Source organism: Desulfitispora alkaliphila (genome assembly GCF_050433185.1).
Lineage (GTDB): Bacteria > Bacillota > Desulfitisporia > Desulfitisporales > Desulfitisporaceae > Desulfitispora > Desulfitispora alkaliphila.
Window position 1 is genome coordinate 45,175 of record NZ_JBNPXS010000013.1, and the last position, 23,176, is coordinate 68,350.

General features: G+C 36.7%; 23 protein-coding genes and 1 pseudogene. 17 read left to right on the forward strand and 7 right to left on the reverse strand.

All coding sequences use genetic code 11. The annotated features are described in order from the left end of the window. Positions 1 to 3: 3 nt before the first annotated feature. Positions 4 to 1,128, reverse strand: a complete 1,125-nt coding sequence (locus GGQ84_RS06605; RefSeq protein WP_429160830.1) for a YheC/YheD family endospore coat-associated protein — start codon at positions 1,126 to 1,128, stop codon at positions 4 to 6. A gap of 68 nt (positions 1,129 to 1,196) precedes the next feature. Further along, positions 1,197 to 1,934 carry a hypothetical protein gene (locus tag GGQ84_RS06610; RefSeq protein ID WP_429160832.1) on the reverse strand — a complete coding sequence of 246 codons (738 nt, stop codon included), beginning with the start codon at positions 1,932 to 1,934 and terminating at the stop codon, positions 1,197 to 1,199. Between the two features lie 309 nt (positions 1,935 to 2,243). Between GGQ84_RS06610 and GGQ84_RS06615 the strand changes: the two genes are divergently transcribed. From GGQ84_RS06615 to GGQ84_RS06645, 7 genes are all read left to right on the forward strand, one after another. Next, a complete protein-coding gene (locus tag GGQ84_RS06615; RefSeq protein WP_429160833.1) occupies positions 2,244 to 3,971 on the forward strand; it encodes a DUF3794 and LysM peptidoglycan-binding domain-containing protein in 1,728 nt (575 codons plus the stop codon). 120 nt (positions 3,972 to 4,091) lie between these two features. Further along, the gene (locus GGQ84_RS06620; RefSeq protein WP_429160836.1) at positions 4,092 to 4,910 is read left to right on the forward strand and encodes an electron transfer flavoprotein subunit beta/FixA family protein; all 819 of its coding nucleotides are present in this window, start codon (positions 4,092 to 4,094) and stop codon (positions 4,908 to 4,910) included. A gap of 24 nt (positions 4,911 to 4,934) precedes the next feature. Beyond that, positions 4,935 to 6,182 (forward strand): FAD-binding protein, encoded by a 1,248-nt coding sequence (locus GGQ84_RS06625; RefSeq protein ID WP_429160839.1) that lies wholly within the window; start codon positions 4,935 to 4,937, stop codon positions 6,180 to 6,182. A 12-nt stretch (positions 6,183 to 6,194) separates the two neighbouring features. Further along, positions 6,195 to 7,496: an FAD-dependent oxidoreductase gene (locus tag GGQ84_RS06630; RefSeq protein WP_429160842.1), complete on the forward strand. Its 1,302-nt coding sequence runs from the start codon at positions 6,195 to 6,197 to the stop codon at positions 7,494 to 7,496. After that, positions 7,493 to 7,768 carry a ferredoxin family protein gene (locus GGQ84_RS06635; protein WP_429160845.1) on the forward strand — a complete coding sequence of 92 codons (276 nt, stop codon included), beginning with the start codon at positions 7,493 to 7,495 and terminating at the stop codon, positions 7,766 to 7,768. The genes GGQ84_RS06630 and GGQ84_RS06635 overlap by 4 nt, the downstream gene beginning before the upstream one ends. A 104-nt stretch (positions 7,769 to 7,872) precedes the next feature. Next, the gene (locus GGQ84_RS06640) at positions 7,873 to 8,061 is read left to right on the forward strand and encodes a hypothetical protein (protein WP_429160847.1); all 189 of its coding nucleotides are present in this window, start codon (positions 7,873 to 7,875) and stop codon (positions 8,059 to 8,061) included. A gap of 69 nt (positions 8,062 to 8,130) precedes the next feature. After that, positions 8,131 to 9,021: a glycosyltransferase family 2 protein gene (locus tag GGQ84_RS06645; protein WP_429160850.1), complete on the forward strand. Its 891-nt coding sequence runs from the start codon at positions 8,131 to 8,133 to the stop codon at positions 9,019 to 9,021. A 45-nt stretch (positions 9,022 to 9,066) separates the two neighbouring features. On the opposite strand, the gene gdhA is transcribed toward GGQ84_RS06645, so the two are convergent. Beyond that, complete coding sequence (gene gdhA, locus GGQ84_RS06650; RefSeq protein WP_429160851.1) at positions 9,067 to 10,401, reverse strand: NADP-specific glutamate dehydrogenase; 1,335 nt, start codon at positions 10,399 to 10,401, stop codon at positions 9,067 to 9,069. Between the two features lie 248 nt (positions 10,402 to 10,649). On the opposite strand from gdhA, the gene hisC reads away from it, so the two are divergent. From hisC to GGQ84_RS06675, 5 genes and pseudogenes are all read left to right on the forward strand, one after another. Further along, the gene (hisC, locus tag GGQ84_RS06655) at positions 10,650 to 11,756 is read left to right on the forward strand and encodes a histidinol-phosphate transaminase (RefSeq protein ID WP_429160853.1); all 1,107 of its coding nucleotides are present in this window, start codon (positions 10,650 to 10,652) and stop codon (positions 11,754 to 11,756) included. A gap of 75 nt (positions 11,757 to 11,831) precedes the next feature. Further along, complete coding sequence (locus GGQ84_RS06660) at positions 11,832 to 11,939, forward strand: RCKP-type rubredoxin-like domain-containing protein (protein ID WP_429160855.1); 108 nt, start codon at positions 11,832 to 11,834, stop codon at positions 11,937 to 11,939. Positions 11,940 to 12,022: 83 nt separating this feature from the next. Next, positions 12,023 to 12,423 (forward strand): annotated as a pseudogene (locus GGQ84_RS06665) (PaaI family thioesterase). Between the two features lie 75 nt (positions 12,424 to 12,498). Then, positions 12,499 to 13,128, forward strand: coding sequence for a class I SAM-dependent methyltransferase (locus GGQ84_RS06670; protein ID WP_429160857.1), 630 nt, complete (start codon positions 12,499 to 12,501; stop codon positions 13,126 to 13,128). A gap of 97 nt (positions 13,129 to 13,225) precedes the next feature. Continuing rightward, positions 13,226 to 13,447, forward strand: a complete 222-nt coding sequence (locus GGQ84_RS06675; protein ID WP_429160860.1) for an SHOCT domain-containing protein — start codon at positions 13,226 to 13,228, stop codon at positions 13,445 to 13,447. A gap of 220 nt (positions 13,448 to 13,667) precedes the next feature. Here GGQ84_RS06675 and GGQ84_RS06680 read toward each other — a convergent pair whose 3' ends face one another. Next, positions 13,668 to 13,997, reverse strand: coding sequence for a hypothetical protein (locus GGQ84_RS06680; protein WP_429160863.1), 330 nt, complete (start codon positions 13,995 to 13,997; stop codon positions 13,668 to 13,670). A 266-nt stretch (positions 13,998 to 14,263) separates the two neighbouring features. Here GGQ84_RS06680 and GGQ84_RS06685 point away from each other — a divergent pair, with 266 nt between their 5' ends. After that, positions 14,264 to 14,476 (forward strand): winged helix-turn-helix domain-containing protein, encoded by a 213-nt coding sequence (locus tag GGQ84_RS06685; protein WP_429160866.1) that lies wholly within the window; start codon positions 14,264 to 14,266, stop codon positions 14,474 to 14,476. Positions 14,477 to 14,508: 32 nt separating this feature from the next. Here GGQ84_RS06685 and trhA read toward each other — a convergent pair whose 3' ends face one another. After that, the gene (trhA, locus tag GGQ84_RS06690) at positions 14,509 to 15,162 is read right to left on the reverse strand and encodes a PAQR family membrane homeostasis protein TrhA (protein WP_429160868.1); all 654 of its coding nucleotides are present in this window, start codon (positions 15,160 to 15,162) and stop codon (positions 14,509 to 14,511) included. A gap of 225 nt (positions 15,163 to 15,387) precedes the next feature. Between trhA and GGQ84_RS06695 the strand changes: the two genes are divergently transcribed. Beyond that, positions 15,388 to 15,687, forward strand: coding sequence for a hypothetical protein (locus GGQ84_RS06695; RefSeq protein ID WP_429160871.1), 300 nt, complete (start codon positions 15,388 to 15,390; stop codon positions 15,685 to 15,687). 121 nt (positions 15,688 to 15,808) lie between these two features. Here the strand turns inward: GGQ84_RS06695 and GGQ84_RS06700 are convergent, their stop codons facing one another. Both GGQ84_RS06700 and GGQ84_RS06705 read right to left on the reverse strand, forming a co-directional pair. Then, entirely contained in the window at positions 15,809 to 15,994 is a 186-nt protein-coding gene (locus tag GGQ84_RS06700; RefSeq protein WP_429160873.1) for a ferredoxin family protein, read from the reverse strand. 140 nt (positions 15,995 to 16,134) lie between these two features. Beyond that, on the reverse strand, positions 16,135 to 16,605 hold the full coding sequence (locus tag GGQ84_RS06705) for a LysM peptidoglycan-binding domain-containing protein (RefSeq protein ID WP_429160886.1): 471 nt from the start codon (positions 16,603 to 16,605) through the stop codon (positions 16,135 to 16,137). Positions 16,606 to 17,186: 581 nt separating this feature from the next. On the opposite strand from GGQ84_RS06705, the gene GGQ84_RS06710 reads away from it, so the two are divergent. From GGQ84_RS06710 to GGQ84_RS06720, 3 genes are all read left to right on the forward strand, one after another. Continuing rightward, complete coding sequence (locus GGQ84_RS06710; RefSeq protein WP_429160876.1) at positions 17,187 to 19,268, forward strand: ATP-dependent nuclease; 2,082 nt, start codon at positions 17,187 to 17,189, stop codon at positions 19,266 to 19,268. After that, positions 19,249 to 21,114 (forward strand): UvrD-helicase domain-containing protein, encoded by a 1,866-nt coding sequence (locus tag GGQ84_RS06715; RefSeq protein WP_429160878.1) that lies wholly within the window; start codon positions 19,249 to 19,251, stop codon positions 21,112 to 21,114. Before GGQ84_RS06710 ends, GGQ84_RS06715 begins: the two co-directional genes overlap by 20 nt. A 392-nt stretch (positions 21,115 to 21,506) precedes the next feature. Beyond that, the gene (locus tag GGQ84_RS06720; RefSeq protein WP_429160880.1) at positions 21,507 to 22,739 is read left to right on the forward strand and encodes an MBL fold metallo-hydrolase; all 1,233 of its coding nucleotides are present in this window, start codon (positions 21,507 to 21,509) and stop codon (positions 22,737 to 22,739) included. The last annotated feature ends 437 nt before the right edge of the window (positions 22,740 to 23,176 follow it).

The window sequence follows — 23,176 nt, forward strand, 5'->3', positions numbered from 1 at the left end:
AAGCTACCTTTGTTTATTACTATGCAAAAACTCAGCATACTCTAACAGATTTCTAAATGAATTGCCGATTGTACTCTCGTCGTATGCATTAAACATGGACACCTTTAAAGAGCGAGAGTTACACTCAATAAACCATAGGTGGCTATTTTTGTCCATGCCTATATCTATCCCAATTTCCCCACTTGGCCCATAGGATTTTTCGATACATTCATAGGCTAGCTTTAAAAAATTATTTACTCTGTCTTTCAAAGTTAGAATTTCTTCCTTAGAATACTGCATAAAGTTTTCAAAGAAATGTTCAAAAGTATAGCTTGAGGCGTGAGCGGTAATAGGAGAGTTTTCATTACTAAGGCGAATAGGGATTGCTGCAATTGTTATTTCTCCATTGCCGTCTCTTTGCACTTCAGCCCTCATGTCTACGATACTATTATTAACGGTAATTAAATCAATTGCATTTTGGACTATAAACTTTCTCCCTGCAAAAAAAGTGTGGATTTTCTGCAAAAGGCCATGAAAGCTTTTTGATTTATAAGTATATAGACCATCAGTGAAATAACTAACCTGGTAACCTCCATCGGGAAGCTGCAGAGCCCGCATAACCTGTCTTCCACGGCCACCACTACAAGCTTTTAAATAAAGTTTTTTTGAGATATTAAACATGTTTTTTAAATCGTCAGGTGTATTATATAAAACAGTATGAGGGAGGTGGGGTAAGAACTGGCTATGCTGCTTTAGATTTTGGTATACATGCCACTTATTAAAGCCGTACTTATAATTTAGTGTAGGTATATTCAATTTCTTTTGCTGTTTTTCAAACTCATACAGTATACCCCACTTGGGTTTAGCTACATACCCCCTTCGGTATACAATATCAGGATAAGGAAATTTTTTATTTACCCATAACTTTTTGCTTTCATCATAATAGACTCCGGATATTTTTTTCTTTTGTAAATCAACATCTTGGATTGAAAAAAAATAAAGAGTTGTTTTAACTTCTTTGTTAGCTCTGTTTAACCTCTCTAGAGTAATATCGGGGGCTTGGTTTTTAAATTTTATAATTTTACTTTTACGAACGAGTACTCCGATTACCGGACTGTTAATACGAGCCTTTGAATTTACCTCTTTCATTAAATTGTCACATCCTTTGGTAAAAAAAGAGGCCTTGAGAAAATCTCAAAGCCTCTCTTTCTAATTCTTTAGCAGCCAGAACATCCGCCATTTCCGCCATTGTTTTTACCATTTCCCCCTCTGGTTTGAGGTGGGTAAGGAGGCCACACGGGTTCGAAGTCGGGAGGACACACACCATTATCTGGAAGCGGCTCGATGCGAGGTGGCTGCGGTGGATAGCCGTACACTGGAACCATGAGTTGCACCTCAGCTTCTAACTTAAGTACAATCATGATGCCCACGCAGGCGATAACTGTTACCACAGACTCATCTTCGTCTACTTCTTCATCAGTAATAACTGCTTTAAGACATTCTGGGTAGATATGGCTCTGAATGTCTAATCCTTCTTCACCAGATCGATTTAACCTAAACCTCTTTTCGATTTCGAATTGCTCAGTCTCCAACATGCCATTTAGTCTGACTGTAACCTCTAGAGTAGCAGTTACCCTTATTATGCCACTCTTTAATATTACACTTTCTTGTTCAATAACTCTTACAGATACGCATTCTGCTTCTAGAGTGCATGGAACAAAGTCTTCCACTTCAAATTCAAGTGGTACTTCTTCAACCTGAACATTTTTTGCCTCTTCAAACACCTTTTTAACCTTTATAATGTCAATTTCAACAGGTGGAGGGCATACCGGTACACCGTCAACTATTGGACACGGCCCTGGTGTCACAGGCGGTGTAGGAGTAGGTGTAGGAGTAGGTGTTGGACGTGGTGGGCGTGGTGGCTTGAAGCCATCATATTTAACATCATCACTCATATTTTCTTATACCTCCTCAAATAAATTTTTTGGATTTAATATCCTAAATCTCAATATCATATTATGAGGTATGCATAAATAGTGTTCGTGTAAAGTAAAAATTATGATCGAGAACTTTTAATTTTTTTTCTCGCATAGTACTAAGACAACTATTTTCAGGAGTAGATATATAAGAAGCCAAGTAATCACATAAAAGTTATTTACACATAGAATAAAGTGTATATAGATATAAATTTTGGAAGGAGGGAGACACATATATAAGTTTGCAGCATATAATTTATTGAATAACATGAAAGGAGGTTAGTCTGCATGGTTAATCATGATTTAGACATTGTGAGGAAGTTATTAAAAGTAGAAAATGTTATCGGCGAAAAAGCCACACAGGTGTCAGTTGTCAATGATGTGCAGTTTGATCGAGATGTAAAAAAGATATGGGATGTGGTTGCAGACATTAGGGATGTCAGCACTGAAGTGATAAGGGATAAGGTAATAGTTGAAGGAACCATTCATAAGCAAATATTTTATGTGGAAGAGGAAACTAATAAAGTATTTGAGAAGACGGTTGAAGAAAAATTTGTAGCTCACGTAGATATTCCTGGAGCTAGGCCTGGAATGAATACTCAGGAAGATGTGAGAATTGAGTTTATTGGACACGATCCAATAAAGCATAAACATCATCGCGGATCAGAAAAACCTGAGTTTTGGAAGCCGTCTCATCCACCAACTAAGCCACCTACACCAACACCAACACCAACGCCAACGCCAACACCAACACCATCACCTGTGATTGATGTGTGGAGACAGACTGTAGTAATTGAGGTGTTTGTTAAGGTTACTGAGACAGTACAACTAGAAGTTATTACAGACGTAATTCCGCCAAAAGATGTTGAACTTGATATTGTTCGGGAACTATTAAAGGTGCAAAGTGTAATTGGCGAAGATGAAGAGCAAGTTGCCTTGGTAAAAGACATACAATTCCCTAGAACGGCAAAAAAGATTAAAGACGTAACAGCTAGAGTAGAAGATGTAGAGACGACAATTGTCAATGACAAAGTAATCGTGGAGGGTAATCTGCACAAGCAAATCTTCTATGTAGAGCAAAATACTAACAGGTTATTTGAATTTGGGGTAGATGAACGATTTACAGCACACGTTGACGTACCAGGTGCTAGGCCGGGTATGAATGCTCAGGTGTATATAGATATTGAGCATATAGCCCATGATCTGAGAAATGGTTCGCCTAAAGAAGGTTTTGCTGGAGCAAGGCAAACAGCTATTTTAGCTGTATTTGTAAAGGTAACAGAAGAGCTGCAGATTGAAGTAGTAACCGATGTAATTGGTCCTGACGTTGAGGTATTTAGAGATTTACTTAAAGTTGAATCAGTAGTTGGTGAAGCACAGAGACAGACTACAATTACTGAAGACATTGAGTTTGACCACCCTGTTAAGAAGATTATCGAAACAGATGCTACTATAGAAATTAAGCGTAGAGATACTACTATTATAAAGGATAAGGTGATAGTCGAAGGGGTTCTGAAAAAGCAAATCTACTATGTTCGGAAAACAGATGATGCTATATTTGAGCAAAGCGTAGTAGAACAATTTACTACATTTGTGGATATCCCAGGAGCTATGCCCGGATTAAACCTGCAAATTTATCCAGAGGTAGAGTATATAGCCTATGATCCAATTCCAGGTAAGCCGGATAATTTTAAAAGGCAAACAGCAGTAGTTGCAATTTTCGTGAAGGTTACAGAGAGCGTACAACTGGAGATTGTTACAGATGTAGTTCTCCCAGTAACACCAAAACCAACTCCAACGCCTACACCAAAACCAACTCCAACGCCAAAGCCTACAGTATGTCCGCCTAGCTTTACTATTTATGTGGTGCAAAAGGGAGATACGCTGTTCAAGATAGCCCAACGGTTTGGTACTACTGTAGATGCCATATTAGCCGCTAATCCAGACATAACGCACCCTGATCGTATTGATATAGGTCAGCAAATATGTGTCCCTAGGATAAACGGCAAAGGTTAAGAAGTGAATCGAACAGAGCTGAACGTGTTTTCACGTCAGCTCTGTTTTTATTCATTGAATAAAAACTAGTAAAAGTCCTTAAACTAAAAAAAATACTGGTTAGACTGGAGTGATTAATAAGTGCATATTGTGGTTTGTATAAAGCAAGTACCTGATACAACAGAAGTTAGAGTAGATCCAAAGACAAATACTCTAGTGCGCGAGGGAGTTCCATCTATTGTTAACCCTTACGATATCCACGGGGTAGAAGAGGCAGTCCGGTTAAGGGACAAATATGGAGGAAAAGTAACAATAATCAGTTTAGGTCCGCCTCAGGCAGAAGAAGCTCTGCGGCGAGCCATTGCTTTTGGTTCTGACGAAGCTATCTTAATTACTGATCGGTCATTTGCTGGTTCAGATACACTGGCTACTAGTTATGTGATCACTCAAGCCATAAAAAAAATACAAGAAAAAGAACCTATAGACTTGATTATATGCGGCAAGCAGGCTATTGATGGTGATACAGCCCAAGTTGGGCCTGGAATCGCAGTGCGTTTGGGGATTCCTCAACTGACCTATGTCATGGAAATTAAGGGTGTAAACCTAGAGGAGGAAGAAATAACAGTTGCTCGTAAATTAGAAGGCAGTCAAGAAGTGGTTGCAGCAAAGATGCCAGCATTGTTAACGGTATTAAAAGATATTAACGAGCTCAGCTATTCTAGCTTACCAAATTTAATTAAATCGGCAAGGTACAAGCCTAAGCGTTGGACCAGCGATGATTTGGAGATTGACGGAGAGAAGATTGGCTTAAAGGGATCTCCAACCACAGTGCGCAAAATATTTCCGCCACCTGAGCCTGAGCAAGGAGAGATACTGGGGAATAGTGAAAGTGATATCCAAGAAGTAGCGTCTAAATTAGTAAATAAATTGCTAAAAACCAAGATAATAGCAGATAGATAGATTAGTTGTGAGGAGGTGCTTAGATTGGTAGTAAAAATATACAAAGAAAAATGTATTGGCTGTGGTCTCTGCTTGGAGGCATGTCCCTTTGATGTACTTACCCTTAAAGACGGAATAGTTGATGCAGACGGAGAACGCTGTACAGATTGTGGCGCATGTGAAGAAGTTTGCCCTACTGAGGCCCTGGAAGTGGACAAGCCACCAAAGGAAATGTCACAGAAGGAAGCAGAGAAAGTAGAGATTCAGAAAGAAAAAGCTCATGAAATACATAAAGAGTTGGAGCGCTATAAGGGTATTTGGGTTTTTGTTGAACACAATAGGGGGGAAGTGGCCCCTGTTTCTTGGGAGCTAATGGGTGAAGCCAGAAGACTAGCAGATAAATTACGTACTGAAGTAGCGGCAATTGTTTTGGGGGAAGATGTGCAGGGGATTGCTCAACAGGCTTTTCACTATGGGGCAGATAAGGTGTACTTTATTGAAGATTCGGTGTTAAAAGATTACCGTAACCAGGCATACACTCATGGAGTAGTAAGCCTAGTGAATAAATACAATCCTGAAATTTTCCTTATAGGAGCTACAAGCTTAGGGAGGGATTTAGCAGGGTCTGTTGCCACAGTAGTAGAGACAGGGCTTACAGCAGACTGTACTGTATTGGACGTGGAGGATGAATCTAGATATCTCCTTCAATCGCGACCTGCCTTTGGGGGCAATATTATGGCAACTATTTTATGTCGCCATCACAGGCCTCAAATGGCTACAGTGCGGCCTAGAGTATTTGAGATGCCTAAACCGGATGAGTCTAGAAGTGGTGATATAATTCAGGAAAACCTAGATTTAAAAGAAGAGGACATATTAACCCGGGTAGTAGAGGTGGTAAAAGAAAGAGGAAGCGGAGTCTACTTGGACAAAGCTGAAATAATTGTAGCTGGGGGAAGAGGAGTAGGGAAAAAAGAAAATATGGAACTCCTTCAAGATTTAGCAAACACATTAGGTGGGACGCTGGGAGCTTCAAGGGCCGCTGTAGATGCTGGCTGGATTTCTGTGGAGCATCAAGTGGGACAAACAGGAGTTACTGTTAGGCCCAAAGTATACTTTGCCCTGGGCATCTCAGGAGCGATTCAGCATTTAGTTGGAATGCAGTCATCAGATATTATTGTAGCGGTGAACAAAGACCCTGATGCGGAGATATTTAAGGTTGCCACTTATGGCATAGTAGGGGACTTAAGTGAAGTAGTACCAGCTATAACTGAGGAATTTAAAAAACGGATATAGGAGGTGGCTTTTATGACTGAAAAATTTGACTCTATTGTGGTTGGGGCTGGGCCAGCTGGAATAGCAGCAGCATATACAATGGCTAAGGCCGGTCTTAATGTGGTTATGATTGAACGGGGAGATCATCCAGGAGCTAAAAATGTTATGGGCGGAGTTCTTTACAGACAACCTACAGAAGAATTGTTTCCTGAGTTTTGGAAGGCAGATGATGTTCCCCTAGAAAGGCACTTAGTTGAACAAAGGGTGTGGGTGTTGGATGAGGATTCTGCTGTAACTATGGGGTATAAGACTCAGAATTATGGAGAAGAGCCATATAATAACTTTACTGTGATTAGGGGTAGATTTGATCGATGGCTTGCGGATAGAGCTGTGGAAGCAGGCGCTCTCCTGATTACAGAAACTGTAGTAGAGGAATTCTTATATGATGGGGACAAGGTAATTGGAGTTAGGACGGGGAGAGATCAAGGAGACCTTCACGCTGATGTGGTTATCTGTGCGGAGGGTGTAAATTCACTATTAACCCAAAAGGCTGGATTACAGAAGCATATAGCTACAGATAAGATTGCTGTAGCAGTTAAAGAAAATATTGCTTTGCCAAAGGGGGTAATTGAGGATAGATTTAATATAGAGGGAGACCAGGGTGCCACGATAGAACTAGTGGGAAACAATACTTTAGGCATGTTAGGAACAGGATTCATATACACTAATAAGGATTCCCTTTCAGTTGGAGTAGGGGCAATTCTTTCACAAGTTGCGGAAAACGGCATAGCCCCTTACCAGCTGTTGGAACACATGAAGAAGCATCCCATGGTAAAACCACTACTCCAGGGCGGTGAGATTAAGGAGTATCTAGCGCACCTAATACCAGAGGGTGGCTACGACTATGTACCCAAACTATATGCAGATGGCTTGATGATAGTAGGGGACGCTGCCATGCTCTGTAATGGTTTCCATAGGGAGGGCTCAAATCTTGCCATGACTTCAGGTAGGTTTGCTGCGGAAACAGTGATTGAAGCTAAGGAGCAGGAGGATTATTCAGTAAAAGTACTCTCAAAATACAAAAAGAAATTAGAAGACAGTTTTGTTTTAAAAGACCTTAAAAAGTACAGACATGCAGGGAGCTTTTTTGAAGCAAATCCACACTTTTTTACTAGTTATCCAGGGCTGTTAAATTATGCTGCTAAAGAGCTGACAACAGTAGATAGTACTCCAAAGCGGGAGAAACAGCAGAAGATAATAAGAAAAGTAAAAAAAGAGCGATCTCTATATAATATTTCAAAGGATCTTTTCAGAGCTTGGAGGGTGATGGGATGAAAATTGAAGATAAGTTATTCTTAATAAGGTTTCAACCGGATAACCAAACCCATATTAGAATAAAAGATGAGGACGTTTGTAGGGAAAAATGTGAAAAAAAGTGGTGCACTTATATTTGCCCTGCTAAGGTTTACGATTGGGAAGATAATGAAATCAAGGTGGCATATGAGGGCTGTGTTGAATGCGGTACCTGTCGGTATGGCTGCCTGTTTGATAATATCGAGTGGAAAAATCCACGGGGTGGCTTTGGTGTGATGTATAAATATGGCTAATAAAGGACTCCTGTAGCTCGTTGGCACATTTTACAAAGAGGTTTTAGCTATGCTTTGTTGAAAATTGTTAGGAAAACGCGGGCAAAAGGAGTGCTTTACATAACATGTCAGTTAGAATTGTACATGAGACAAAAAGAGTTAGCAAGTTTAGAAAAGAGATTGAAAAAATGAATCGGGAAGAGCTAGATTTTTTAAACCACTTAATCGATCAAGAACGCCAGCGCAGGAAAAAAGAGGTCTATTCAGAGTGGCTAGACTATTTAGAAACCTATAAAAAAGTTACAAGTCATTAATATTAGAGGCATTTGAAACGCTTTTTAGCATACTCCTTTATACTAGAACAGTATAAAGGAGGATTTTGTGTGGAAAAAACAACTGTTTCCATTGTGATACCATGCAAAAATGAGAGTCCCCACTTAGAGAAAATGTTAATATCCTTGGCAGAGGTTTATCAGGACAGAGATTTAGAAGTTATTGTTGTAGATGATGCCTCTACTGACGATAGTTGCCATTTCTTAAATGGAGATGGTAGAGACAGGTTTCCGTGGGAGGTTAACTTGTTGAAGTCACCAGGTATAGGTCCTAGCAGAGCTCGCAACAAAGGGGCGTGGTCAGCTAAGGGAAGTATTCTTATATTTTGTGATGGGCACCTGTTGTTTAGTCATAAGGATTGGATTTCTAAACTTGTTAACTCTTTAAAAGAAAATTCTGCTGCAGCAGTGGTACCTGGGATTGGTGCTGTAGGGGCTGAGGAAGTTGTGGGGTATGGTGTAACCTTAGATAAAGATCTATCCTTTACGTGGCTACCACAGCCTAAAGAAATAACAGAGGTACCAGTGGCTCCAGGAGGATGCGTAGCTGTAGATAGGGAGATTTTCAAAAAAATCGGGGGCTTTGAGGATAACTTTTTAAGCTGGGGCTTTGAAGACATTGAGTTTTCTATTCGACTATGGCTTTTGGGATATAGGATTTTGGTAACACCAGATACCAGAGTAGAGCATGTATTTCGTACTAAACATCCATATAAGGTGAAATACGAAGATATAGATTATAATTTGTTATGGATGGCAATCTGTCATTTTAATCGAAGAAGGCTACTTCAGGTAGTGAATAAGGTTGCCAAAAGAGGAACTTTAAGTAACAACTTATTTGAATTGGATAAGGCAAATGTGTGGGGGAAAAGAGAAGAGCTATTAAAAAAGAGGAAGAGAACCGATGATTGGTATTTTGACAAATTTAATATCCCTTTTTAAAAAGAAAAAAGCCAGCAAGCGCTGGCTTTTGTTGTTTTTCTACGTTTATACTGCTCCTTGAGCTTTCATAGCTTCTGCAACTTTTAGGAAGCCTGCAATATTTGCTCCTGTCACTAAATCATCTTCCTTACCGTACTCTTTTGCAGCTGTTGCTGCACTGTGATAGATGTCTTTCATGATCTGTTGTAGCTTGGCATCAACTTCCTCAAAGGTCCAAGAATAACGCATGCTATTCTGAGCCATTTCAAGAGCTGAAGTGGCAACCCCACCAGCGTTACCAGCTTTTCCGGGGCCAAATAGTACGTTGTTTTTCTGGAAAACCTCAACAGCTTCAGGAGTACAAGGCATGTTTGCACCTTCGGCTACAGCTATAACCCCATTTTTAACTAACATCTCGGCATCTTCTTTTTGCAACTCATTTTGAGTAGCACATGGAAGTGCAATATCACACTTAGTTGACCAAATACCAGAGCAACCTTCATGTACTGATGCTTTTGCATCTCGGTCTTTGTACTCTCTAATACGTCGTCTTTCTACTTCTTTTAACTGTTGTACTATGTCACAGTTAACACCATCTTCACAGCAAATGTATGAGTTAGAGTCAGAAAAGGCAACTACCTTAGCACCAAGTTCTTCCGCTTTTCTAGCCGCATAAATCGCCACGTTTCCAGAACCGGAAATAACTACTCGCTTTCCTTTGAAGGAATCACCTTTGGCTTTTAACATTTCTTCAACAAAATATACAAGACCGTATCCTGTAGCTTCTTTTCGTACAAGGGAACCGCCATATGTTAGGCCCTTCCCTGTGAATACTCCTTCGTATACGTTTCTAATGCGCTTGTATTGACCGTACATGTAGCCCACTTCTCTTGCTCCTACACCAATATCTCCAGCGGGGACATCAGTGTCTGCACCTAAGTGCCTATATAGTTCAGTCATAAAACTTTGGCAAAAGCGCATAATTTCATTATCGGATCTACCTTTTGGGTCAAAGTCAGAGCCACCCTTGCCGCCACCGATAGGCAGGCCTGTTAAGGAATTTTTAAAGATTTGCTCAAATCCTAAGAATTTAATAATGCTCAGATTAACCGAAGGGTGAAAGCGGATACCGCCTTTGTAGGGTCCAATACTAGAGTTATACTGTACTCTAAAGCCTCGGTTTACTTGGACTTTGCCATTATCATCCACCCATGGCACCCTAAAAACTACTTGTCTTTCAGGCTCTACTAGACGCTCCATAATACCAGCATCTATATACTGGGGGTTTTTTTCTAAAACAACTTCCAGTGATTCCAATACTTCTTCTACAGCCTGGTGGAACTCAGACTCATTGGCATTTCGTTGTTTAACTTGCTCAAGCAACTCACTGACGTAAGACATTAACTTTCCTCCCTTATGATGAATATACTTATTTTTCCGGATAATGCAATTGCATTTTTACAGTATAAAAAAATTATAGCATAAATGGCCCTTGTTTCAATAGAAAAGGAATTAATTATATTGTATACATTACTATTTTGTGCAATAGTAAACCCTTTTATTGTATAGTTTTTATGATATAATTGGGATAACTTTATGTTTAATGAAAACATGTTTCAAACCCTTATAACCCAGAAAGGAAGTGTAGTATGGAAGGAAAAGATTTAGCGAGAAAAAACTTGATGGAGTTGACTCCGTACCAGCCAGGAAAGCCTATTGAAGAAGTGGAGCGGGAGCTGGGAATAAGTAATGTGATTAAAATGGCATCAAACGAAAACCCCTATGGCCCCAGCCAACGAGCTCAGGAGGCCATGCAAAAAGCTATTCAACAGGCAAACATGTATCCAGATGGTAACTGCTACTACTTAAAGCAGCTATTATGTGAAAAGTTAAATGTGGAGATGGACCAGTTAGCCCTTGGTAATGGCTCAAATGAACTCATCAAGCTTATATCTAAAGCATATTTAAGCCAAGGTGACGAAATAGTAATGGCAGACCCATCTTTTTCAGAATATAAAACAGCGGCAATAATAAGTGGTGCTAAAGCAGTGGAAGTTCCTTTAACAGAAGAATATAAGCACGACTTGGACAAGATGGCAGCGGCTATAGGACCCAAGACAAAGCTAGTATATATTTGTAATCCTAATAATCCCACAGGTACATTAATTACTGCTAGTGAATTAAGTAATTTCTTAGAGAAGCTTCCTGAGCATGTAATCTTGATTATGGATGAAGCTTATTTCGAGTATGTCAGTAGCGAAGAAAACCCTGATTCCGTTGCAGAAGTAAAAAAAGGTAAAAACATTATTGTATTGAGAACTTTCTCCAAAATGTATAGTCTTGCAGCTTTGAGAGTAGGCTACGCAATTGCTAGACCAGACATTATTGATTTTATCAATAGAGTGCGGGAGCCCTTTAATGTGAATAACATAGCTCAGGCAGCGGCAACTGCTAGCTTACAAAGTGAAGAGCATGTTGAGAAAAGTGTTAAATTAAATGAAGCTGGCAAAGAATACTTAATGGCGGAGCTGCAAAAAATAGGATTGAACCCAATTTCAACCGAGACAAACTTTATTTTTGTGGATACGGGTGTAGATTCTAAAGAATTATTCCAGCGGATGTTGAAAAAAGGAGTAATAATCAGATCTGGAGATATTTTTGGCAATCCTACTTTTGTAAGATTGACCATAGGATTTGAACAAGACAATGAGAGAATGGTTAAAGTCCTGGCAGAAACTATAGCTGAGATGAAGTAGTTGACAAGTCCCTCTGAAGAGTGTAAAATATACACAAGAATTAACAGTAATAGTTATCAATAAGGAGGGGTATGGATGGCAGTATTTGTTTGTACTGAATGTGGAAATGAGAGAGAAGGAAGATGTAAACCTCGCAAATGTCCTGAATGTGGAGGGCAGAGCACTTACGAGAAAAAGGAATAATTAATAATAAAGGCGCTCCATCAAGTCCTATTGGGTTTGGTAGAGCGCTCTTTGTGTATTACTTGTCTTAGGGAGGGATGATTATGAAGCATAAAGTTGAGAAAAAACAGCCCATAGGGAAAAAATGCATAGTATGTGGTTATGATAATAACTTTGGTCTGAAGGCGTCTTTTTATGAGTTAGATAACAATGAAATTGTGGCAATATTTAAACCTCTTGAGGAGCATCAAAGTTATCCTGGGAGATTACATGGGGGAATTTCAGGGACAATGAAGAACTGCGAGTGGTGGGAAGGATTACTAAGGATTCCAGTAGATTGTTTGAGGGTGAAGGGGAAATTCTTTTAAAAAATGGCGATGTAGCTGTAACTGCACATGGCAAGTACATGAAAGTGCCTATAGAGAAAATAGTGGATTCCGATGTGGAAGAGTATGAGTGGAAGACAATAGAAACAGATGAGGATCCTGTTGAAATAGATATTTAGTCTGATGGAGGATTAAAATAAATATAGAAGTGAGATGATAATATAGAATTAATTAACTAAGGGGGCAATATCTAATTGAAGGATGTCCAGCATACTGAAAAGATTAGAAGTAGGTATGATAGATTTGCTAGAGTTTACAATTGGTTAGAATACCCTATGGAAAAGATGATGCTTTCTAAATGGCGTTCAATGATATGGCAAGAAGCAAATGGAGAAATATTAGAAGTTGGCGTTGGTACTGGAAAAAACATAGAATTCTATCCTCAAGGTGGAGCTAATGTTACTGCCATTGACTTTAGCAGTGAGATGCTAAAAAAAGCAGCTAGACAAGCAGATAAGTTAAATTCTAAGGTGGAGTTACTTGAAGCAGATGTTCAAGAACTTCCCTTTGATGATAATACATTCGACACTATAGTAGCCACTTGCGTATTCTGTTCAGTGCCTAACCCTGTTTTGGGTTTTAAGGAGCTTGGTCGGGTCTGTAAACAAGGCGGTAAAATCATATTAATAGAGCATGTGAGAAGTGAAAATTTAGTGCTAGGGGAAACTATGGATCTCTTAAATTCCTTAACTAGATTATTAGTGGGTGTAAATATCAATCGTCGTACAGTAGAAAATTTGGAAAAAGCTAATTTGCGAGTAGAGCAGGTAGATAACCTCTCCCGCGGTGATATTTTAAAAAAAATTATTGCTAGGAAGCGTTAGTTTTTTAAATATTTATATATCCTTAACAAGTCTTACACAATATTTAGTTATAATTAGTTAAGCTAAATATTTGGTACAAAAAAGGAGGAAGTTAAGAATGATGCACTGGGGTTATGGTTATGGAATGGGTTTTGGAACAATACTTATGTGGGCGTTTATGATAGGCATTATTGTTTTAGTTGGTTATGGGATATCTGGTTTTTTAAAAAAAGACAGCGAGACTAATGATGCTTTGAAAATATTGCAGGAGAGGTTTGCCAAAGGAGAAATTAATGAGGAAGAATATAAGCACAAAAGGGATTTATTGGAAAGAAATTAGTTTTTAACTAGGTTCTTTTTTGTTATAGGTAATAAAACATTAACCCGACAGGAAGTAGCAATCATAATTTTTGCTGCCAACGGTTAGTATTAACAGGAAAGTATTTGAAATTTAATTTTTAAAAAACTATGGGCGCACTAGTGCTCCATGGTTTTAGTTAGCTTCTGTAACAGGTCTTTTTTTATATTGTTTTTGAAAGGCGATTGGGTAACTTGGTAGACTACCTCATCATACCGCCAGAGCCCATCATTCCTCCAGAGCCCATCATACCATCAGAACCCTTCCCGTTGTGCATAGATTCGTGCATTTTTTGCATATCTTCCCAATCTACATTGTTCATCATATTATTATGCATTTCTTGCATGTTTTCCCAACCAAAAGATTTCATCATTTCGTTCATTTGGTCAAAACCATTTTCATTCATCATGTCCGTCATCCGATTAAAATCTTCTTCAGTTAAATTATCCATCGTTTCATCCATTGCTTCGAGATTTTTTGTGTCATTTATCTGGTTAGAAGACTTAGCTTGTGAGTTTGTTTCAGTAACCACTGAAGGTTTAGATGAGGATGCATTTGCATCTGCATCTTAGGAGTTATCTAGCCCCCCTGCGATAGCAACTCCTCCTATTGCACTTAATGCAATTAACGCTGTTCCTACATAACCAATGATTTTCTTTTTCATAATTTAATTCCCCCTTAAAGAAGTTTATGGTTACATTATAGAGAACAGATCTGTATATTTTGTGAAGATAATCTGTAAAAAGGATAAATTTATAGCCTTTTAGTCCTAGAGAGCTAGTGTATTGAGTTAAAGTAATGCTTAAGAGAAGTTTAAATGTAATTGGGAAGGATCATAATTTGATAGAGTTTCCCGGGCTTGTGATCAATAAACTGACTCGTCAAGTCAAAATTTATGACAGTGAGGTCTTATTAACCCCAAAAGAGTTTGAGTTGTTATTTTATTTGGCTAGTAAACCTAAAATGGTTCATACCAGGGAACAAATATTAGAGAATGTATGGGACTATTGAAGCATAAAAAAACCCCTAACAGGGTTAATTTTTCAAAGAGCTAAATGAAACAAAATACCTAGGTAATGCACAGTGCTCCCACCTAAGACAAATAAGTGCCATATGGCGTGGTTAAAAGGTATTTTTTTATTGACATAAAAGATAACACCTGACGTATAAATTAAGCCACCTGCCAAAAGCCAACCTAATAAACCTGGAGGGGCTGTACTCAACAAAGGTTTGATAGCAATAACTATTAGCCAGCCCATTATTAGGTATAAGAATGTAGATATATGTTTGGCTTTATCAAAACTGACTATTTTTAAAATAACCCCTGTTAATGCCAGTGTCCAAATCACACAGAATATTACCCAACCCCAAGTGCCTTGCATTGCTACAAGGGCAATCGGTGTATAGCTTCCTGCAATAAGTAGGTAGATGGAAGCATGATCTAAGACTCGCAATACTTGTTTAGTCTTTTCATGAAAGACACTGTGGTATAGGGTTGAAGCAGTATAGAGAAAAAATAAAGTGAAGCCGTAAATACTAAAACTAACTATCCGCCAAACATCCCCACTGATACTGGCGAAAGCCACCAAAATTACTAGAGCGGCGATACTGAGCAAAGCGCCAATTCCGTGTGTAACGCTATTGAAGATTTCTTCTTTTAAAGTGTACCTGTTGACCAACTTATCAGCAGTGCCCATGTCTTATCCTCACCTTGCCTTTTTACGTAGTTATTCTTATATTATACAATAATTAAAAAAAAATGTAACTGCTAAATTGCTGAAGTGTATTGAAATTGCTAGGATTATTGTAATATAGATGAGTAATTTGATATAATTTTAAGTATTAATTTCAATCGGTGTATTACAAGTTTTTAAACTACCTAAACTGCTAGATTATAAAAAATATCAGTGGGGGGTAATAGCGTGAAATATAAAAACCCTAAATACAGAAAAAGACGAAACACCTTTCCACTTGAAATTTCTTGTGGAAATTGTAAAACACCCATGGTGATATATGCAAAAGGGGGAAAGGGAAACTTAATAAAGTTGCAAGTTCCCAGAATCATAGCATCTGAAGTAGACCTTGAAAAACACGAAGGAAGTTTATTGTGTTCTAATTGCAAAGAAGAGCTTGCAAGGAAAGGCACTTACGATGACAATGTAACTTATTGGATTATTAGGGGGAAGGTCAATAGCAAAAGAGTAAATAACTATTCCTGCTGAACCCAGCTATTGATATTAACTTCTTATGCAGAGTTACTATTATCCAACAGGGATTATATTTATCTAAAATGACATTAAAAAAGGGTGCAATTAATGCACCCCTTAAATTAGTATTAAAAGACTAGTATTCAGTAAGAGTTATAGCTTCTACGGGGCAAGTCTCAACGCAACTGTCACAGCCAACGCACTCTGTTTGTTCGTTGGTTACTGCAACTTCATCCTTCATTTCAAGGTGTGAAACTGGGCAAACATCAACACACTCACCACAACCAGTACATTTTTCTTCGTCAATAGAAATTAGATACATTTGAATTCCCCCATTCATTCTTATAGTCTTTTGTTGACTGAATTTAATTATAACACGGCAAACATTTGAAATCTACCGGATAGACTACTAAGTTTAGTGATAATACCTAGAATAACTAGGTGTCGGTACTCCTTTTAGTTTTAGGGGATAATAAGCTCTTGTCCTATATGGAGTCTATTGGGATCAGATAGGTTATTTATTTCTGCAAGCTGGGAGATGGACACCCCATGTGTTTTAGCTATTTTCCAAAGGGTATCCCCTGACTTAATAACATAAGTCTTCTGTTCAGTGTTTTCGCTAGGAGAAGGGTTGTCGTAACTGGGGTTTTCGTTATCAATCGCTGAGTTATAGATGTTTACAGTGGTGCCAAAGCTTACCTTTGAATAGAGCTCTTCCACATCTCGGTTGTGCATACGCACACAGCCAAGGGATGCCCTAGTGCCTATGGATGCAGGGTTATTAGTTCCGTGGATACCATATTGAGGCTTAAACTCCATCCACCTAGAGCCAAATACCCCTCCGGGATACATGATTTTGCTGCGAATGCTGTAGCTTCCAGTAGGGGTGGGGGTGGCGGGTTTACCGAATGACTCGGTACCCGGGTAAATAATTACTCCCCAACCCTACCCCTACCATCATTTCATTGAGCAGTTATTAAATATAAAGGAACCCATCTCCAGTCGAAGTCCATATGGAGATTAAAGAGGCGCAATAAATAAAATTTGAAAAGGTGCCGCGGCAAACTTATGTGTAAGTCAAAAAATATATAGGTTTTTGCTATGTCGAAAAATAAGAGAATCTGTCAGGAGGGAAGTGGGGTTTTTAGGGGAATTTTAACAATTAGTCCTATTTTATGTTTAAAAAGTGTACGTTAGATTACAGTAAATATTCACTGATCAGGTTTGCAAATATACCAATATATTCTTATTAGACAGACAGTTCGGTAACACAGCCATTGAAGGCGTATTTACGGACTTCTTTAAAAGTTCGCCAATATTGTATTTAGGTGCCATATCAATATAAGTAGGGCTCTAGAGTAATAGTTCGTTATAGCTATAAATACGAACTACTAAGTGAAGTATAATGAGCAGGTTGTTGAAATACGGATTATTGCAATAATGGAAAGTTGCACATTTTATATAAATTTAGAAGGGTTACAGAGATACAATTAAATTTTGGGAGGAAAATAATTATGAAATTGATAAGAATAATTGTTAGTAACTATAGATGCTTCGGAAAAGAACCAACAACTATTGAAATTAATGAATTAACTGGATTTATAGGTCATAATAGCAGTGGAAAAACCGCTTTATTAAGTGCGCTTATTAAATTATTTGGAGAAAAGCCTAGTGATAGAATTATTGAAAGATCTGATTTTCATATACCTGCAAGTATTGAGCCGGATAGTGTTTCGATGAATGAACTATATATTGAAGTACAGTTTGAGTTTCCTGAATTAGAGCTTGATGATGATAATATATCAATACCAGTATTCTTTAAGAATATGCTTGTTAGTGAAACAAATGGTAAACCATATTTAAGGATTAGACTTGAGGCAAATTGGGAAAGAAGTTCAAATCCTGAGGGCAGTATTGACTCAAATGTATATTACATAACGTCAACAACAGAAGAGATAAATCCAGAAGATAAACATACTATTAAAAGATATGATCTTGATCAGATAAAGGTTATTTATGTACCTGCAATTAGAAAGCCAGATGAGCAGTTGAAAAATGTTTCAGGCACAATAATTTCAAGACTACTTAATGGAATAAATTGGTCAGAGCAAACAAAAATAAAAATCAAGACGAAAGCAGGTGAAACGGAGAAAGTATTCTTAGAAGAAAAAGGAGTTGAATCCTTAAAGAAATCACTTGAGAATCAATGGAATGGTTATCATAAAGATTTTAGATATTCTAATCCAAAGATAAACTTCAATAGTACTGATTTAGAGACGATTTTAAAGAAAGTGGAGGTGACTTTTTCACCTACAGAAACACCACGAGAATATCGGATTGAAGAACTGGGTGATGGTTTAAGATCATTATTTTATCTTTCACTTGTAAACACATTATTAGAAATCGAAGAAGAAATTCTAAGATCTATTAATGATGGTGAAGAACAATGTGCATTTACATTATTGCCTCCAGTTTTAACGATTGTTGCAGTTGAAGAACCTGAAAATCACATTTCGCCTCATCTTTTAGGAAGAGTAGTTGAAAAATTACACAATATCTCTACAAAACAAAATTCCCAAACCTTATTGACATCACATACGCCTTCGATAGTAAAAAGAATTCAACCAACAGATATAAGATATTTTAGAATCTCTAAGGAACATGAATGCACAAAAGTGAAATCATTAATGTTACCAGATCAAGAAAAGGAATCAGAGCAATTCAAGTTTGTAAAAGAAGCTGTATTAGCATATCCTGACCTTTATTTTGCAAAACTTGTTGTATTGGGCGAAGGTGATAGTGAAGAGATTATCATTAAGAAGATGATTGAATTGAAAGCAGCATCTGTAGATTCATCAGAAATTTCAATAGTGCCATTAGGTGGCAGGCATGTTAATCATTTTTGGCGTTTATTAAATGATTTAGAAATTCCATTTATTACCTTGCTCGATTTAGATAGAGAACGTGATGGAGGTGGTTGGGGTCGTATTAAATATGTAATACAACAATTAATAGATATTAATTTTGATAAGAACTTATTACTTAAGACAAGCGAAGGAATTCTAATAGATAACAAATTTGAAAAGATGCACACTTGGGATGTAACTGAGACTGAAATTATGTCGGAATGGATAGAAATGTTAAAGGATTATGATGTGTATTTTTCATCTCCATTAGATATAGATTTCGCAATGTTACAAAGTTTTAAAGATATATATATTTCATTATTATCAAGTGATGAAGGGCCGAGGATAAGCGGACACGGAAAAATACAAAATCTTGTAATTAATAAAGATACTAAAAATGAATTAAAAACTGCTTATCTAGCTAGAATAGACAGCGATATTAGAGCCACCTTAAAACAAGAAGGAGGCCATGGTACAACTTATAGTGAAAACGAGAAAGAGCTTATGATCTGGTATTCATATTTCTTTTTAGGAAGAGGTAAACCAACGACTCATTTATCTCTATTTTCCAATAATGATGATCTGGAATTTAAAAGCTTTCCAGATTGTCTAAAAGAGTTTATTGATAGTGTCATTAAAAAGATGAGTGATGATGTAGGGGATGAAGAAGATGAAGATAAACTGGATTAGTAAGGAAGATTGGCGTCCTTCAGATGGCTTGAAACTAGAAGGCGAGGCGATGAAAACAGTTATTAATGATCAGAATACACTTGTTGTAGCTGGTCCTGGTGCTGGAAAAACAGAACTATTAGCTCAGAAAGCCTGTTTTTTATTGGAAACCAATTCATGTATATATCCAAAAAAAATCATTGCAATTAGTTTTAAAAAAGATGCTGCTAAAAATTTAAAAGAACGTGTAGAATTGAGATGTGGTAAAGAATTAGCTTCAAGATTTGAATCAAAGACTTATGATGCTTTTGCAAAAGAAATCGTAGATAGGTTTAGAAATAGTTTACATGAATCATTTAGACCGTTGAAAAACTATAAGATAGCTAAGGATCGTGATGTCAGAAGAGCATTTGACATAGCAGGATTGAATTTTGAAGGGAATCAAGCTGCATTTAAAAAAGCATATGGAGATAAACTTACGACAAATAAATTGCCCTTACAGACAGATGTAAATACTAGGATTATTATAGATACTTGGAATATATTACTTAAAGGTAATGAAGATAGTAATTTTGAGAGTTCAATAACTTTTGAGATGATATCACGACTAGCCGAATATTTAATAAGAACCAATAAATACATTAAGAAAGCGATCCAAATGACTTACAGTCATGTGTTTTTAGATGAGTTTCAAGATACCACATCTATTCAATATGAACTTGTTAAGATTTGTTTTCTTGAGACAGCAACAATAATTACTGCTGTAGGCGACAGCAAACAAAGAATTATGTTATGGGCTGGTGCTAGAAAATCAATTTTTGAAGATTTTCAAAGTGATTTTTCAAGTCAAAAGAGAACATTAATTATGAATCATCGCTCTGCACCAAGACTTGTAGAAATTCAAAAAGCAATGTATAAAAGATTGAATGAGGATGAAATCAATTTACAAATGAATGACAAGTGGGATTTAGATGATGGTGAGGCGTATTTAAGAGTTTTTAATGATCATATGAAAGAAGCGGACATGCTTAGTGAAGAAATAGTAAAGTTAGTCGAAACAGGTGTAAAACTGGATGAAATATGTATATTAGTAAAGCAACAGGTAGATACCTATTGCCAAGAAATAATAAATAAACTTTCTCAACTCGATATTAAAGCAAGGAGTGAAGCATTATATCAGGATTTATTGAAAGAAGATATTATAAAGATTTTAGTTTCTCTTTTTAAATTAGCGGCAAACGATAGAAGTCCAGATGATTGGGAATATCTTTACGAGGTTTTAAGTGAACTATATGGAATAGATGAAGATTCTAAACCCCTAATAATAAATGATCTCATTAATAAAATAGCATTAATGATTACTGATCTTCGTGCTAATTTACATATTACTGATGAAGAGCAGTTTTCAGTTTTAGTTGATTCAAAAATTGAAGGTTTTTCATATGAAAAACTCGCATCTAGATTTCAGCAATATCAATCAAAAAATTACTTTAATGATTTAGTTAATAGTTTTAAGAAATTGATATGGATTGAATTTGAGGAAACCAAAGATTGGATTAAGGCGATTGATAACTTTGAAGGAAAAAATTCAATCAAAGTTATGACAATTCACAAAAGCAAAGGACTTGAATATGATACTATTTTTTTTGTTGGATTAGAAGATTCAGCTTTTTGGAATTTCAGGAAACAACCAGAGGAGGATAGATGTACATTTTTTGTTGCACTATCAAGAGCTAAAAGAAGAATTGACTTCACATTTAGTGCACATAGACCAGCTGGATTTTCGAAATTCCAGAAACATGATTACATAAATGAGTTCTACGAATTGTTTGAGGACACTGATATTGTGAAAAAAATAGAGTATTAAAGAATACTTCATTTTAAATAGCTCCAAACATCTTCTTAGAGCATAAGAACTTGACAAAAATTTTGATGTTTACGATAAGGTTAAATTTACGAATGCAATTAGACATTTAACTTCAAAAATTTATTAGTATTTAGTCGAAATACTTACAACAGAAGGTGTATTTGTTCGAAAACATAATTATATAAGCGTGTTTATTGAAAAGGATAATAATTTTATTACGTATGATACGTTACCTAATAATGCACTTAAGTTCGTTGGCTATTTAGGGTAGTAGTACTTTTTAAAAGTTAAAGACAAAGCATATGTGTCAGCCTAAGATAGAGCTATCTAAGACTGAGAAACATCTTGAGTGCGAATACGTTATACGAAATGACGTGCGGAGGGATAGCCTTTTGAACAAAAAAATATATTTTGTTGAGGAGATTATAGAAAACCAAAATGAGTATATGCTGAGATTATTAGAAACTAGCAAAGAGACTATTAATGCTAAAACTAAATTTGAGTTATATAATGTTTCAAAAATCAGTTCACGGTTGGATTTTATGGAAGGAAACTTTATTTCATTTAAGTCAGAAGGAGTTCCTATAAGGGCCAATAGTGATCCTATTGCAAAAAGTGAGATTTACAAAAATAATATCTATCGAGGAAATCTTATTAAGAAGTATAAAGATCGTGGAAAGGCGAACGATATTTGGAGCGAAAGCCAAGTATATTCATATCATGTTAACGTTGGTCACGGTAATTGCAGTATCATTGTTGTAAAAAAAGATGCTGGACATGAAATATGGATAGTGGATTGTTCTGAATTTGATTTTACATCTAGATTTAATTATAGACGAAATATAGTCCAATGTATTGATTTTATAAAGAATAAATTTAAAATTAATAATTTTAAAGTAGACAAGCTATTGATAACTCACCCACATTTTGATCATATAAATGGTATCGAGTACTTAGCTGATCAAAATTATTTGGACGGTTCAGAAATTTGGATAAACTTCTATTATTCGTGGCCAGGCAAGTATTATAATAATCTTCTTTCTAAATTAGTATCATTAAATGCTACATTTGTAGAGCCAAAAGTTTCCTCGATAACTAATAACATTGAAATTATTTACCCAAACAAAACTATTTTAAGGGTTCAACCTACCAAGGGAAGATACTCTAATTTTGAAATCGTACCAAAAAACAAAGTTAACAATGCGTCTGTAATTTACAAGGTGTCATTTAATGGAAAATCAATTATTTTTCCGGGTGATATTGAAGAAGAAGGTTGGAACAATGTAACCGAATGTGAACCATTTTTAAAGAATGCCACATTTTATTGCATTTCCCATCATGGGAGCCTAACAGGCCATAAAAGGACTTCGTGCCCTTACGGAAATACAATACATGATATTGAGCTTTGCTGTTTTGGAAAACGTATTAATATTTTAATGGGACGAAATGGTGCTTATCCCGGAATCTATCATCCAAACGTTCTAAATGCTTTTTATCAAAGGTTATATACAACTGACAATTTTCTACATCCCGAGTTTGATCCGGTTTTTCTAGAGCTAAATTGGCAAGACGAGTGTATTGTTTATTATGGTACATTTGAAGACACGGTCCAGCTCGAGGCTTAAAAAATTTCTACAAAAGCCTAATCCAAATTTCATTGAATCTAAAGCATTGTCTAATAGCTCAAGTCTCATTCTTTCACCTCAAATCTCAAAAGAATAACAATAATGCCACCTTTCATATAACGTTCCGGATTTTTTGCGCAAGGGTGCACTTAGGTAAATTCTGAGGCTTTGTGCACCATACCTTCTTCACTGAGACCGAGGTTCCGCTAAGAAGGTATTCCTATAGGGTACTCAGGTTGCTCCTCAGCAGAGCTATATCCGTAGTGCTTATCTGTTTAACAATCATTTTATACAAAATTAATTTTTATATTTTAGTTTCTAATGTTGTAATAGATATATAATTGAGACTTTTGCAAATTAATTAACCCTTGATATATAAGGTTTTCAATAGCATAAAAAAGGACTTCACCCCAATGTGGAGAAATTTTCAAGTGACG

Bases quoted from the DNA above. Each gene is read 5' to 3' on its own strand.
- GGQ84_RS06605 (WP_429160830.1), bottom strand. From the start codon at position 1,128: ATGAAAGAGGTAAATTCAAAGGCTCGTATTAACAGTCCGGTAATCGGA.
- GGQ84_RS06610 (WP_429160832.1), bottom strand. From the start codon at position 1,934: ATGAGTGATGATGTTAAATATGATGGCTTCAAGCCACCACGCCCACCA.
- GGQ84_RS06615 (WP_429160833.1), top strand. From the start codon at position 2,244: ATGGTTAATCATGATTTAGACATTGTGAGGAAGTTATTAAAAGTAGAA.
- GGQ84_RS06630 (WP_429160842.1), top strand. From the start codon at position 6,195: ATGACTGAAAAATTTGACTCTATTGTGGTTGGGGCTGGGCCAGCTGGA.
- GGQ84_RS06635 (WP_429160845.1), top strand. From the start codon at position 7,493: ATGAAAATTGAAGATAAGTTATTCTTAATAAGGTTTCAACCGGATAAC.
- GGQ84_RS06640 (WP_429160847.1), top strand. From the start codon at position 7,873: ATGTCAGTTAGAATTGTACATGAGACAAAAAGAGTTAGCAAGTTTAGA.
- gdhA (WP_429160851.1), bottom strand. From the start codon at position 10,401: ATGTCTTACGTCAGTGAGTTGCTTGAGCAAGTTAAACAACGAAATGCC.
- hisC (WP_429160853.1), top strand. From the start codon at position 10,650: ATGGAAGGAAAAGATTTAGCGAGAAAAAACTTGATGGAGTTGACTCCG.
- GGQ84_RS06660 (WP_429160855.1), top strand. From the start codon at position 11,832: ATGGCAGTATTTGTTTGTACTGAATGTGGAAATGAGAGAGAAGGAAGA.
- GGQ84_RS06675 (WP_429160860.1), top strand. From the start codon at position 13,226: ATGATGCACTGGGGTTATGGTTATGGAATGGGTTTTGGAACAATACTT.
- GGQ84_RS06685 (WP_429160866.1), top strand. From the start codon at position 14,264: ATGCTTAAGAGAAGTTTAAATGTAATTGGGAAGGATCATAATTTGATA.
- trhA (WP_429160868.1), bottom strand. From the start codon at position 15,162: ATGGGCACTGCTGATAAGTTGGTCAACAGGTACACTTTAAAAGAAGAA.
- GGQ84_RS06700 (WP_429160873.1), bottom strand. From the start codon at position 15,994: ATGTATCTAATTTCTATTGACGAAGAAAAATGTACTGGTTGTGGTGAG.
- GGQ84_RS06710 (WP_429160876.1), top strand. From the start codon at position 17,187: ATGAAATTGATAAGAATAATTGTTAGTAACTATAGATGCTTCGGAAAA.
- GGQ84_RS06715 (WP_429160878.1), top strand. From the start codon at position 19,249: ATGAAGATAAACTGGATTAGTAAGGAAGATTGGCGTCCTTCAGATGGC.